12 protein-coding genes are annotated in these 12,813 nt (G+C 67.0%); 9 read left to right on the top strand and 3 right to left on the bottom strand.

Annotation, left to right across the window (positions count from 1 at the left end; genetic code table 11):
- Position 1 precedes the first annotated feature (1 nt).
- Together JE033_RS06495 and JE033_RS06490 are read right to left on the bottom strand one after the other, a co-directional pair.
- Positions 2-1,525, bottom strand: coding sequence for an aldehyde dehydrogenase (NADP(+)) (locus tag JE033_RS06495; RefSeq protein WP_200330221.1), 1,524 nt, complete (start codon positions 1,523-1,525; stop codon positions 2-4).
- A gap of 98 nt (positions 1,526-1,623) precedes the next feature.
- The gene (locus tag JE033_RS06490; protein WP_200330219.1) at positions 1,624-2,115 is read right to left on the bottom strand and encodes a RidA family protein; all 492 of its coding nucleotides are present in this window, start codon (positions 2,113-2,115) and stop codon (positions 1,624-1,626) included.
- A gap of 373 nt (positions 2,116-2,488) precedes the next feature.
- Here JE033_RS06490 and JE033_RS06485 point away from each other — a divergent pair, with 373 nt between their 5' ends.
- The 4 genes from JE033_RS06485 to JE033_RS06470 are packed head-to-tail and all read left to right on the top strand — an operon-like array spanning position 2,489 to position 6,953.
- A complete protein-coding gene (locus JE033_RS06485) occupies positions 2,489-3,358 on the top strand; it encodes an ABC transporter permease (protein WP_176698266.1) in 870 nt (289 codons plus the stop codon).
- A 55-nt stretch (positions 3,359-3,413) separates the two neighbouring features.
- Positions 3,414-4,457 (top strand): ABC transporter substrate-binding protein, encoded by a 1,044-nt coding sequence (locus JE033_RS06480; protein ID WP_200330217.1) that lies wholly within the window; start codon positions 3,414-3,416, stop codon positions 4,455-4,457.
- A gap of 25 nt (positions 4,458-4,482) precedes the next feature.
- On the top strand, positions 4,483-5,265 hold the full coding sequence (locus JE033_RS06475) for an ABC transporter ATP-binding protein (protein ID WP_200330215.1): 783 nt from the start codon (positions 4,483-4,485) through the stop codon (positions 5,263-5,265).
- A 35-nt stretch (positions 5,266-5,300) separates the two neighbouring features.
- Positions 5,301-6,953, top strand: coding sequence for a M24 family metallopeptidase (locus JE033_RS06470; protein WP_090146533.1), 1,653 nt, complete (start codon positions 5,301-5,303; stop codon positions 6,951-6,953).
- A gap of 11 nt (positions 6,954-6,964) precedes the next feature.
- Here the strand turns inward: JE033_RS06470 and JE033_RS06465 are convergent, their stop codons facing one another.
- A complete protein-coding gene (locus JE033_RS06465; protein ID WP_200330213.1) occupies positions 6,965-7,858 on the bottom strand; it encodes a LysR family transcriptional regulator in 894 nt (297 codons plus the stop codon).
- 187 nt (positions 7,859-8,045) lie between these two features.
- Here JE033_RS06465 and kdgD point away from each other — a divergent pair, with 187 nt between their 5' ends.
- The 5 genes from kdgD (at position 8,046) to JE033_RS06440 (ending at position 12,789) form a co-directional block, all read left to right on the top strand.
- Positions 8,046-8,975 carry a 5-dehydro-4-deoxyglucarate dehydratase gene (gene kdgD / locus JE033_RS06460; RefSeq protein WP_200330210.1) on the top strand — a complete coding sequence of 310 codons (930 nt, stop codon included), beginning with the start codon at positions 8,046-8,048 and terminating at the stop codon, positions 8,973-8,975.
- Positions 8,976-9,262: 287 nt separating this feature from the next.
- Complete coding sequence (gene sdhC, locus JE033_RS06455) at positions 9,263-9,679, top strand: succinate dehydrogenase, cytochrome b556 subunit (RefSeq protein WP_336662772.1); 417 nt, start codon at positions 9,263-9,265, stop codon at positions 9,677-9,679.
- 17 nt (positions 9,680-9,696) lie between these two features.
- Positions 9,697-10,140 (top strand): succinate dehydrogenase hydrophobic membrane anchor subunit, encoded by a 444-nt coding sequence (locus JE033_RS06450; protein WP_090146540.1) that lies wholly within the window; start codon positions 9,697-9,699, stop codon positions 10,138-10,140.
- Positions 10,141-10,185: 45 nt separating this feature from the next.
- Entirely contained in the window at positions 10,186-12,018 is a 1,833-nt protein-coding gene (gene sdhA, locus JE033_RS06445) for a succinate dehydrogenase flavoprotein subunit (RefSeq protein ID WP_200330208.1), read from the top strand.
- Positions 12,019-12,021: 3 nt separating this feature from the next.
- Positions 12,022-12,789, top strand: coding sequence for a succinate dehydrogenase iron-sulfur subunit (locus JE033_RS06440; RefSeq protein WP_090146545.1), 768 nt, complete (start codon positions 12,022-12,024; stop codon positions 12,787-12,789).
- Positions 12,790-12,813: the final 24 nt, after the last annotated feature.

The following is a 12,813-nucleotide window of genomic DNA, read 5'->3' as shown; positions in this document are numbered from 1 at the left end:
CTCAGCCTACTGCGCGGCCCCAGGAGATCGACTCGCCTGCGGCACTGCGCTCCTGTGGAACGCCGAGCGGATTCTCGTCGAGCAGCGCAGCGGGCAGGTATGCGCTCGGCGCATTCTGGAAGGCGACCGGGCGGAGGAATCGCCCGAGTGCTGCGGTGCCGACCGAGGTGCTCGCGTCGTTCGTCGTCGCCGGCCACGGCCCGCCGTGCTGCTGAGCGGGCGTCACCGCGACGCCGGTCGGCCAGCCGTCGAAGAGCACCCGGCCCGCATGTCTGGAGAGCGCGGTGACCAAGTCTGAGAGCGCGGCGTCGGCTCCGGCCGCGGCCGATCGCTCGTGCTCTCCCAGGTGGACGGTGCCGGTGAGGGACCCGGTGATGAACTCGCCGACGAGCGGAGCGAGCGGCGTGCCATCCGGTACCTCCACGATGACGGAGAACGGGCCGAAGTGCTCCTCTGCGAGGACCTCGCTGTTGGCGCGCAGCGTCTCCAGGGTGACCCGCACGATCGTCGGGGTGACCCATCCGTTCCCGGCCTCGTCCACGCGACTCGTGCCGATGACGACCGGCTGCACCCCGTCGACCGCGAGCACGCGATCCACGTCCTCGAGGTAGGTGTCCGTGATGCGCGGACCGAGGAGCCGATGCTCGCTCGTGCCGAGTTCCGAGGCGCCCGCGGCCGCGAGCGCTTCGAGGAACGCGTCGTCGACTGCGGCGAACAGGAGTCCGGGCTTCGTGCACAACTGGCCTGCCGATCCCGCCACGCTCGCAAGATACTCGGAGGCGAGTGCCGGACCGCGCGAGGCGAGCGCCTCGGAGGTGACGAAGACCGGGTTCACGCTGCCGAGCTCGCCGTAGAACGGGATCGGTGCTGGGCGCGCCGCCGCGATGTCGGCGAGGATGCGGCCTCCGTGCGTCGAACCCGTGAACGACCCGGCGCGGACTCTGGGGTCGCGCAGCGCGGCGACTCCGGTCTGCTGGCCGTGGATGAGCTGGAGCGTGCCTGCGGGCAGCCCGCGGTCTGCGATGACGCGCTGGGCGAGCGCTGCCGTCGCCTCCGACAACTCGGGATGCCCCGAATGAGCTTTGACGATCACCGGGCATCCGGCAGCGAGAATCGCCGCTGAATCGCCCCCGAGCACGGAGAACGCGAACGGGAAGTTGGACGCCGAGAAGTTGAGGACCGGTCCAACGGGAATGTGCGTGCGACGCAGGTCGGGGCGCGCGCCGAGCACGAACTCGGGATCGGCTTCGTCAATGCGCGCGTCCAGGTGCGCACCGGAGACGACGGCGTCGGCGAAGAGCCGGAGCTGCACCGCGGTGCGCGTGACTTCTCCGCCGAGGCGAGCAGGGGTGAGCCCGGTTTCCGATTCGGCGATCGTGACGAGACGATCGCGTTCGGCATCGAGCGCATCGCCCAGTGCGGTGAGGAGTGCGGCTCGCGACCGCGGAGGGAGGACCGCCAGAACGGGCGCCGCGGACGCCGCACGGCTCAGAATCTGGTCGAGTGCTTCGGGTGAGGTGTGCACGATGATCTCCGTTTCACTGCTGAGTGGTGGTGCTGGTGCTGCTGCTGGGTTCGGCGGTGCCTGAGCGGGACACCCGGCGCCGACGGACGGGCTCGCGCTCAGTCACCGGTGGGGTGGAGCGCCGCGGTGAGATCGATCTCCACGGTGGCGTTCTTGGGCAGCCGGGGCACGCCGAGCGCGGTTCGCGCGTGGCGGCCGGCTTCACCGAGTACCGCTCGGAGGAGCTGCGACGCCCCCTCGGCGACGGCCGGCTGGTCGTCGAAGTCGTCGCCGCTCGCGACGTACACCTGCAGCTTCAGCAGTTGCGCGACGCGGTCGAGCCCGACGGACTGCTCGATCTGGGCGAGCGCGTTGAGCGCACACAGTTCCGCAGCCTGTCGACCGCGTGCGGCGTCCTCTCCCGATCGCACGGCCCCGGTGAACGCGACCCCGCCGTCGCGTTTGGGGATCTGACCCGACACGTAGACGGTGTCGTTCCGCACGAGTACGGGGTCGTACGAATACGAGCCGGCTGCGACCTGCGGCAGCCGATGCCCGAGGGCGGTGAGGCGCTGCTCGGGGGTGGTGGGGTGAGTGGGCGATGCGCTCATCACTGAGCTCCTGTTCCTCGGGGAGCGGATGGAGTGGATTGGTGCAGTACCGGTGCGCCGACGCGTCGGCGCGGGCTGGGGCGGAACATGCGTCCTCTGCCAGTGAAACCCTGGGCATTGTGTCGCGTCCAGTATCGTTTTTAGCTGGAGCGATGCGGTATTGGTATTGTCGGCAGAAATTCCCAATCACTGCCTGGTCGATGCCTCCAGGGACTTAATGGATGCTGAAAGAGTGTTAGACAGGTATCTTGAACGGCTTCAATACTGATGGTCATGCTTCGTCCGCCTCATCGTCGAGGACTCGTCGAGAGTGGATGCGCTTCCGAAACGACTCGCCCAGAGCTGGTCGCCACACGTCGAAATTGGGAAGGCCATGAACATCGATACTTCGAAGCACACGTCGGTCAGGGATCAGCAGAGCATCGCCGCTCCCTCGAGTCTCACAGAGACCATCTCCATCGCCCCGGCCGCGCGCAAGCGCGTCCTGCCCAGCGGGGTCGACAAAGCCGTCAAGGCGGCCATCGGCATGCTCGCGATCCTCGCCATCTGGGAACTCATCGTTCGCGTCTTCCAGATACCGACCTACCTGCTCGTCGGGCCCATCGCCGCGTTCGAGAAGCTCTTCGCCCAGCCCGACTACTTCGCCCACCACGCCTGGGTGACCGTGACCGAGGCGCTCGCCGGCTTCGCGCTCGGCACGGGGCTCGGGGTGCTCTGCGGAGCGACGCTCTTCTACATCCCGGCGGTGCGCCACTTCTTGTATCCGGCGCTCATCGCAGTGGACACCATCCCCAAGGTGGCGCTCGCGCCGCTGTTCATCGTCTGGTTCGGATTCGGGTTCGAGTCGAAAGCATTCGTCGCGATGGCGATCGCCTTCTTCCCACTCGTCATCAACACCTTCGACGGGCTCTCGGCCGTGCCGAACGAGCTGAAGGAGCTCGCGCGCATCAACAACGCGAGCGCCTGGATGCGCATGCGGAAGATCGAGTTCTGGTACGCGCTCCCGTCGATCTTCTCCGGTGCCAAGATCTCCATCTCCCTCGCGGTCGGCGGCGCCGTGGTCGGCGAGTTCATCGCCGGCACCGACGGACTCGGCCAGGTGATCCTCCGAGCGAACGCGCAGAGCGATCTCGCCACGATGTTCGCCGCGTTCATGGTGCTCGCCGCCATCTCGCTCCTGCTCTTCTATCTCATCACCGTGATCGCGGCTCGACTGCTGCCGTGGCGCAATCACGTCAAGTAGCGCCTTCGATCCGCACCGCTCCGCAGCATCTCCGCTCTAGAAAGGAAGCCCGCACATGCGCGCACAGAAATCAACGGTCGCGGCAATGATCGCCGCCACCGCGCTCCTCGTGACCGGCTGCGCCGGTTCCGGCGCAGCCGGCGACAGCGGCACCGACCAGGTCAACTTCATGCTCGACGTCGCCGTACTCCCGAAGCACGCCCCCTTCTACGCCGCAGTGGATGCCGGGTTCTACGAGGCCGAGGGCATCGAGGTCGAGATCATGCCGGGCTCGGGATCGGCGAACACAGTGGCCTCCGTCGACACCGGCCGCGTCGACTTCGGATGGGCCGACTACAACGTCTCCATCCTGAATCGGGCCCAGGGCGCATCGATCCGCCAGATCAACCTGGTGCAGGGCAAGTCGGCCTACGCCGCGCTGGCGCTGCCCGATTCCGGAATCTCGGACTGGGACGATCTCAAAGGAAAGACCGTCGCGACCGAGGGCAACGGTGCCATGGTCGCGATGTGGCCAGCGGTGCTCGACAAGCTCGGGTGGAGCGAGGGCGACGTCGAGATCGTCTCGGCGGCCGGGGAGGCGAAGATCCCGGGCCTCATCGCAGGCCAGTGGGATGCGAACCTCGCGCTCTCCGTCTCCGACGGGCCGACGCTCATCGCGGAGGGCTACGACCCGGTGATCCTCAACTGGGCCGATCTCGGGCTGCTCTACTACGGCAACGGCGTCATCACCTCAGACCAGACCATCGACGAGAACCCGGAGCTCGTCGAGCGTTTCAACCGAGCGACGCAGCGAGGGTTCGCCTGGGCATGCCAGAACCAGGAGGAGACCGCGAAGTCGTTCGACGCGAAGGTGCCGGGCTTCGACGAGGCCGCCGTCGCCGACGCGATCTCGGGCCAGTGCGATCTGATGTGGGACGACGAGAACACGGAGAACGGGTTCGGCACCATGAGCGATGCGGGGGTGCAGAAGCAGATCGATCTCGCCGCGGAGTACCTCGGACTCGAGAATCCCGACGACGTCTCGCCCGCCGACATCTACACGAACGAATTCCTCGAGCCCTTCGGACCTGACGAGCAGATCGAGGCGCCGACCGCGTGAGCGGGTGGCGGAAAGGACACCGATCATGACGATCACCGAGCCGGTCATCAGCGTCCGAGACGTGGGGATGACCTACACCGCCAGGGGCGGCGCGAGCAATACCGTACTGCGCGGCTGCGATTTCGACATCGCCCCGGGCGAGTTCGTCTCCATCGTGGGCCAGTCGGGCGGCGGCAAGACCACGCTGCTCAAGATCATCTCCGGGCTCCTCGAGAACACGGAGGGGGAGGTGCTCGTGCGCGGACGCGGAGTGAAGGAGGCCCTGCGCGACATCGCGATGGTCTTCCAGAGCCCCACCCTGCTCCCATGGCGCAACAATCTCGCCAACGTGCTGCTGCCGATGGAGTTCCGCAAGCGCTCCAACAAGGAGGCGAAGGCGCACGCGCTCGAACTGCTCGAGCTCGTGGGTCTCGGCGACAAGGCGAAGAACTACTCGTACGAGCTGAGCGGCGGCATGCAGCAGCGCGTCTCGATCTGCCGAGCCCTGGTCTCGCACCCCGAGATCCTGCTCATGGACGAGCCCTTCGGTGCGCTCGACGCCATGACGCGCGACCAGATGAACTTCGAGCTGCAGCGCATCTGGCAGGAGACGAAGCGCAGTGTGCTGTTCGTCACCCACAGCATCCCAGAGGCGGTGTGGCTCGCGGATCGCGTGCTCGTCGTCGGGGATCGGCCCGGCCGCATCATCGCCGACATCAAGGTCGACCTGGCGAGGCCCCGCACCAAAGACACACGATACGCCGACGGGTTCGCGGAACTCGTCGCGCAGGTCGAGGGGCTTCTCGGCGTCGAAGCCGGAATCAGCTGACCGACAATCACGAAGCAGTTAGGAAGATACGCACTATGGCAAGAATCATCTGCGACCCGCAGGCAGTCACCGAGCGCTACGGTTTCGTCCCGAACGATCGCCTCCTGTTCTCTGCGATTCGCCTCGACTCGTTCCCGTTCGTCACGCCGCTCATCTTCGAGGACGCCGGCACCGAGTTGATGCTCGCCCGTCAGCAGGAGCAGGGCAACATCGTGACCGGCGGCGGCGTCGACCCCGAGCGGATCCGCTTCTACGAGCCCTGGGTCACGATCGATCCCCGGCCGGTCGCCGACTTCCCGGCTGCCGCGAGTCTTCCGGCTCTCGTCAAGGAGCTCGTGGGAGAACGGCCGGTCGACCTCGATCCCCGTGCTCCGTATACGCACTACCTCAAGCTCAGCGGTGAGGTCGACGTGCGCGTCGACCTGCCCGGAGCGCGACCGGTGCACGTGTACGAGGTCGAGCAGGCGGCGGTGCTCGCCCGATTCGCGGGTTGGCGCGCTGCAGGAATTCCCGTCGCCGAGCGGCTCATCTCGGAGGTCGGGCACCTCGTCGGCCTGGAACGCGAGCTCTCGGCCGATGCCGACACCAGGTTCTCCGCGCTGTCCGACGTCGCGGACCAGCTGGGGGTCGACGCGATCCTGCTGTCTTCGGCTCCGAACTACTCGGAGGTCACGGGTACGGTCTGGCAACCGGGAACCGTCGCGCTGTGGGCCGACGGGCGCGTATTCGTGATCGCGGAGCAGCAGCTGCGCGGGATCGCGGGAACGCCCGCTGGCGCCTACGATTCGGCGGCCGAGGCCATTTCGGCGGTCGCGACCGGCCCCCGGATCGCCTTCGAGGAGCAGTGGGAGCAGTGCGCGCTCGGCATCCGCCTCACCGATGCCGGCTCCGTGCTGGTCTCCGCCTCCCGGGCGCTCGGCTCGTGGCGCGATGAGCGCGACGCCGAAGACCTGCCGTTCCAGGTCATCGCCGCCCGCGCCTCGACCACGGCGATCGAGCAGACGGTCGCCTGGGCCCACGAGCACCTCGATGCTGGCGAGACCTTCACCGAGAACGTGCTCTACGCCCGCTACCTGGAGTATCTCGACCGCTTCCGCAACGAGCAGCGCATTCCATTCGGCATCGAGCCCTACTTCACCAACCTGCACTCGTCGCAGCGCATGCTCTTCCCCGGTCCGCCGACGGAGTTCCCGCTCGACGCATCCACCACGTGCATCCAGCTCGACGCCGGCGTGAAGGTCGTGATCGACGGCGTGGTGGTCGCGACGAGCGACATGGCGCGTTCGGTGCTGCGCACTCCCGAGGGCCGGGAGGCCTACGAGATCCTGACGCACGCGGTGCGCGAAGTCATCATTCCGCAGTTGCGCCCGGGCGTGATCTGCGAGGACGTCCACGCGAGGACCCTCGAGCACCTCGCGACGGTGCGGCCGAGGATGCAGGAGATCGGTCTGCTCGGCGACGAGGTCGACTTCGACGTCGAGTACAGCAAGCGCAACGTCGGCCACCTCATGGGCAAGCAGGAGTCGTTCGCGAACGAGCTGCGACCGGGATACCGGTTCGTCTTGCGCGAGGGCTCGTACGGCGCGGCCGAGATCCCGTGGCGCTACGACCGCCATGCGATCGGCACGGAGGACCTCTGGTACATCGGGCGCGACCGCACCTACAACCTGACGCTGCGCGAGCAGTAGGACTCCGAGGGCTACTGGGCCTCAGCCGCCTCGCGGAGCTCGTGGACGATTCGCCGGGTCAGGGGCCGGGTGTCGTCCTCGCGCCAGACGGCGTGCAGTTCGATGGGCCGCGGTTCGCTCGTGACGAGCGGCGCGTAGGTGACGCCGGCGATGCCGAGCGTGGCCGCGGATTCCGGAACCAGGGCCACACCGGTGCCTGCGCCGACCAGGGCGACCATCGTCGACACCTGACTGACCGTGAACCGGTGCTTCCACCGGGAGATCGGCATCATGCGCGTCGCGATGTCGTAGAAGTAGCGCGCCTCGACGGGCGAGTGCATGATGATGTCCTCGTTCGCCAGGTCCTCGACTCCGATGGGACTCGTGCGGCGCGACAGGAGATGGCCCTCCGGCAGTGCGACGAGCAGCCGCTCGCGATGGATGCGCCTCGAACCGAAATGGGCGGGGTCGAAGGGCGGTCGACCGATCGCGACGTCGATCTCGCTCTTCGTGAGCGCGTCGAGCTGGTGGGTGGTGACCATCTCCTGCAATTCGATGGTCACGTCGGGAAGCGCGTGGGAGAGGCGCGCGAGCAGGGGGCCGAGCAGCGTGAACGCGCTCGACGCGGTGAACCCGATGCGGACGACGCCCGAGAGCCCCGCAGCGACCGTGCGCGCGATCTGCGGGGCCCCGTCGGCGATGGCCAGGATGCGGCGGGCCTCATCGAGGAACGCGCGACCGGCGTCGGTCAGCTCGACGCGGCGGTTGCTCCGGCGCAGCAGTTGCACGCCGACGATCGCCTCCAGGCGCTGGATCTGCCTGCTGAGCGGCGGCTGGGTCATCTGGAGCCGTTCGGCGGCTCTGCCGAAGTGCAGTTCCTCGGCGACGGCCACCAAGGCGCGCACCTGATCAAGCGTGTACGACACGTGCTCTCCTTCGCTCACCCCGGCCCGACCGCCGTACCGATCACCATACCTTCCGTGCATGAAATGATCCATAACGGATGTTGGACAGGTATCTATTCTCCAACCTAGCGTGAAGGCATCGGATCCCCAGCATCCTGATCGCCCGCTGCGACGGTGCGTTACCCACATTCCCCGGAGGTTGAACGTCGTGCCCAATTTGGAACCCGCTGCACTCGCGAGTCAGATCGGATCCGGACTGCTCTCATTCCCGGTCACCCACTTCGACGCGGAGCAGGAGTTCGCCGAGGCGACCTACCGCGAGCACATCGAATGGTTGAGCGCCTACCCGGTCGCCGGGCTCTTCGCCGCAGGCGGAACGGGTGAGTACTTCTCGCTCACGCTCGACGAAGTCTCACGCATCGTCTCCGCCGCCGTGCAGCAGGTCGGAGGCCGCACCGCGGTGCTCGGCCCGGCGGGTGGCTCGGTGCGCGCGGCAGTCGAGCAGGCGCGGGCCGTCGAAGCGGCAGGCGGAGACGGCATCCTGCTGTTCCCGCCCTACCTGACCGAAGCCGGGCAGGAAGGTCTCGCGGCATACGTGGAGGCCGTGTGCCGGGCCACCACGCTGGGCGTCATCGTCTACCACCGCGCGAACGCCCAGTACTCCGCCGAGACCCTCGTGCACCTCGCGGATCGGCTGCCGAACTTCATCGGCTTCAAAGACGGCGTCGGATCGATCGAGCAGATGACCCAGATCTACTCGACTCTGGGCGATCGGCTCACCTACGTCGGCGGGCTGCCCACAGCAGAGACATTCGCCCTGCCGTACCTGGAGCTCGGCGTCACGACCTATTCGTCGGCGATGTTCAACTTCGTCCCGGACTTCGCCATCGACTTCTACAACGCCGTGCGCCGTCGCGACCACGCATCCGTCTTCGCAGCGCTGCGCGACTTCGTCCACCCGTATCTCGACGTGCGCAACCGCGTTCCCGGATACGCGGTGTCGATCGTCAAGGCCGGTCTCGATGCCGTGGGTCGGACCGGAGGACCCGTGCGCCCACCGCTGCAGGAGCTCACCCCGGAGGATCGCAGGGATCTGGCGCAGGTCATCGAGCGAGCGGCGGTTCCCGCGCTCGTCTGAGGCGCGTGAATCATCGTTCGCGGTGCGAACCACGGAGCCGGGCGTGCGAAGCGCGCCCGGCTCCGTCTCGTCTCTGCAGCGGACGACTGCGACACGAGGCTGCATCATCAGACGAGCACAGGCGTCTCCCGGCCATCGGGCGCGTGCAGGAGCGCTCACGAAAGGTGTCATAATGGTTCCGCAGTGGATTCTCAGCCATGCTTGGTGACGGGGGTTCCCGCACATGGCGAGATGGCTATGTCAGCCGCCGGGTGACTCTCGGCGAAGCCCGACGAAGGAGGAAGCCCGTGTCAGCCCAAACGGCAGCAGCCGCACCGGTGGCGAGGAAGAAGGTCCGCCCTGGCGGCACCCTCTACCGCGGTAACGAGGGAATGTGGTCCTGGGTGCTGCACCGCATCACGGGTGTCTCCATCTTCTTCTTCCTGCTCGTGCACGTGCTCGACACCGCCCTCGTGCGGGTCAGCCCAGAGGCGTACAACGCCGTCATGAGCACCTACAAGACGCCGGTGATGGGCCTCGGCGAGGCCGTGCTCGTCGCGGCGATCGTCTTCCACGCCTACAACGGCATCCGCATCATCCTCGTCGACTACTGGAGCAAGGGTGCCAAGTACCAGCGCACCATGTTCTGGGTCGTGATGGGGCTCTGGGCGGTCACCATGGCCGGCTTCCTGCCCCGCCACCTGATGAACGTATTCGGTCACTGAGCGCGAGGAGAACAGACATGTCATTGACGATTGATGCTCCGCGCGCGAAGACGCCGGCGAAGAAGCGCACCAACTGGGAGAAGTGGGGCTGGGTCTACATGCGCGTTTCGGGCGTGCTGCTGATCGTGCTCGTGTTCGGCCACCTCTTCTCGAACCTCATGATCGGCGACGGCGTGCACGCCATCGACTTCGGTTTCGTGGGCGGCAAGCTCTCGCAGCCGTTCTGGAAGGTGTGGGACACCCTGCTCCTCTGGCTGGCGCTGATCCACGGCGCGAACGGCATGCGCACCATCGTGAACGACTACGTGACCCGTCCGCGTCTCGCCCAGGGTTTCAAGGTCGCGCTGTTCCTGTCGGCCGCCCTGCTCATCCTGCTCGGCACCTTCGTGATCTACACCCTCGACCCCTGCCCCGCGGGAGCGGACCCGGCGCTCGTCGCGTCGTTCTGCCCGACGCCGTAGCCCCCGCGCGCAGCAACGGATTTCGAAACGAAGAATAGGATTCACGTGACCACAGACACCCACCAGGGCGAAGACGTCACCGTCAAGGACGGCGTCATTTATCACCAGTTCGATGTCGTCATCGTCGGCGCAGGTGGCGCGGGCATGCGCGCCGCGATCGAGGCGGGGCCGAAGGCCAAGACCGCCGTGATCACGAAGCTCTACCCCACGCGCTCCCACACGGGCGCGGCGCAGGGCGGTATGGCCGCGGCGCTCGCGAACGTCGAGGAAGACAACTGGGAGTGGCACACCTTCGACACGGTCAAGGGCGGCGACTACCTCGTCGATCAGGACGCGGCCGAGATCCTGGCCCGCGAAGCCATCGACGCGGTCATCGACCTGGAGAACATGGGTCTGCCCTTCAACCGCACCCCGGAGGGCAAGATCGACCAGCGCCGCTTCGGCGGCCACACGCGCGATCACGGCAAGGCGGCGGTGCGCCGTGCGTGCTACGCCGCGGACCGCACGGGCCACATGATCCTGCAGACGCTGTTCCAGAACTGCGTGAAGCTCGGCGTCAACTTCTTCAACGAGTACTACGTGCTCGATCTGGTGATGACCGAGGTCGACGGCGTGCGCAAGCCTTCCGGCGTTGTGGCGTACGAGCTCTCGACGGGCGACCTGCACGTCTTCCAGGCGAAGTCGATCGTGTTCGCGACCGGCGGGTTCGGCAAGATCTTCAAGACGACCTCGAACGCTCACACCCTCACCGGTGACGGCGTCGGGATCGTCTGGAGGCAGGGTCTGCCGCTCGAGGACATGGAGTTCTACCAGTTCCACCCGACGGGCCTCGCAGGCCTCGGGATCCTCCTCACGGAGGGAGCGCGAGGCGAGGGCGCGATCCTCCGCAACGCGTCGGGCGAGCGCTTCATGGAGCGCTACGCCCCCACCATCAAGGACCTGGCGCCGCGAGACATCGTGGCCCGCTCGATGGTCCAAGAGGTGCTCGACGGACGCGGCGCTGGCCCGCACAAGGACTACGTCTATCTCGACTGCACGCACCTCGGTGCGGAGGTGCTGGAGACGAAGCTCCCCGACATCACGGAATTCGCGCGCACCTACCTGGGCGTCGACCCGGTGACGGAGCCCGTCCCCGTGTTCCCGACCGCGCACTACGCGATGGGCGGCATCCCGACGAACAACGACGCGGAGGTGCTCTCCGACAACACCACGGTCGTTCCCGGCCTCTACGCCGCGGGCGAGTGCGCCTGCGTCTCGGTGCACGGCTCGAACCGCCTCGGCACCAACTCGCTGCTCGACATCAACGTGTTCGGCAAGCGCTCCGGCAACAATGCGGCCGACTACGCGCAGACCGTCGATTTCGTCCCGCTTCCCGAGGATCCGGCGAAGATGGTGCGCGAGATGGTCGAGGGCTTCCGCAACGGCACGGGCACCGAGCGCGTCGCCGATCTGCGCCGCGAGCTGCAAGAGGCCATGGACCGCGGTGCTCAGGTGTTCCGCACCGAGGAGTCGCTCACCGAGGTGCTCGGCGTGATCAACGACCTGCGCCTGCGGTACATCAACGTCGGAGTCCAGGATCGCGGCAAGCGGTACAACACGGATCTCCTCGAAGCGATCGAGCTGGGGTTCCTGCTCGACCTGGCGGAGGTGCTCACGTACACGGCCCGCAACCGCAAGGAGAGCCGTGGCGGGCACATGCGCGACGACTATCCGAACCGCGATGACGAGAACTACATGCAGCACACCATGGCGTATCTCTCCGGAGATCCCCACTCGGCGGACCCAGAGGATCACATCCGCCTGGACTGGAAGCCGGTCGTCGTCACCAAGAACGAGCAGGGCGAGTTGCGCTACCCGCCGCTGGAGAGGAAGTACTAGGTCATGAGCATTGCAACTGCTGAAGCTCCCACCGCCGAAGCTCCGGAAGCACCGAAGCCCTTCACGGTGACCCTGCTGATCCGCCGATTCGACCCCGAATCGGGTCGCGAGGCGTTCTGGGAGGACTTCGACGTCGAGATGTACCCGACGGATCGAATCCTCGACGCTCTGCACCGCATCAAGTGGGATCAGGACGGCACGCTCTCGTTCCGCCGGTCGTGCGCGCACGGCATCTGCGGGTCCGACGCGATGCGGATCAACGGCCGCAACCGTCTCGCCTGCAAGACACTGATCAAGGACCTCGACATCTCGAAGCCGATCTACGTCGAGGCCATCAAGGGGCTCCCGCTCGAGAAGGACCTCATCGTCGACATGGAGCCGTTCTTCGCGGCCTACCGCGAAGTGCAGCCGTTCCTCGTCTCGGGTTCGGCTCCCGAGGGCGGCAAGGAGCGTCTCCAGACCATCGAGGACCGCGAGCGCTTCGACGACACCACGAAGTGCATCCTCTGCGCGGCGTGCACGACGAGCTGCCCCGTGTTCTGGACGGATGGGCAGTACTTCGGCCCCGCCGCCATCGTCAACGCCCACCGGTTCATCTTCGATTCGCGCGACGAGAACGCGGAGGTGCGACTCGACATCCTGAACGACACCGAGGGCGTCTGGCGCTGCCGCACGACCTTCAACTGCACCGATGCGTGCCCGCGCGGCATCCAGGTCACCAAGGCCATCGCCGAGGTCAAGGCCGCGATCCGCACCGGGAAGACCGCGTAGGGCACGCCGAGGTTCGCTCCTCGG

The sequence above is a fragment of the Leucobacter sp. L43 genome (genome assembly GCF_016597785.1).
Taxonomy (GTDB): Bacteria; Actinomycetota; Actinomycetes; order Actinomycetales; family Microbacteriaceae; genus Leucobacter; species Leucobacter alluvii.
The sequence above is the reverse complement of the archived record's forward strand: the minus strand, read 5'-3'. Positions and strand labels throughout refer to the sequence as shown.

Coding starts and splice junctions, on each gene's coding strand:
- JE033_RS06490 (WP_200330219.1), bottom strand. CDS start 2,115: ATGAGCGCATCGCCCACTCACCCCACCACCCCCGAGCAGCGCCTCACC.
- JE033_RS06485 (WP_176698266.1), top strand. CDS start 2,489: ATGAACATCGATACTTCGAAGCACACGTCGGTCAGGGATCAGCAGAGC.
- JE033_RS06480 (WP_200330217.1), top strand. CDS start 3,414: ATGCGCGCACAGAAATCAACGGTCGCGGCAATGATCGCCGCCACCGCG.
- JE033_RS06475 (WP_200330215.1), top strand. CDS start 4,483: ATGACGATCACCGAGCCGGTCATCAGCGTCCGAGACGTGGGGATGACC.
- JE033_RS06470 (WP_090146533.1), top strand. CDS start 5,301: ATGGCAAGAATCATCTGCGACCCGCAGGCAGTCACCGAGCGCTACGGT.
- JE033_RS06450 (WP_090146540.1), top strand. CDS start 9,697: ATGTCATTGACGATTGATGCTCCGCGCGCGAAGACGCCGGCGAAGAAG.
- JE033_RS06440 (WP_090146545.1), top strand. CDS start 12,022: ATGAGCATTGCAACTGCTGAAGCTCCCACCGCCGAAGCTCCGGAAGCA.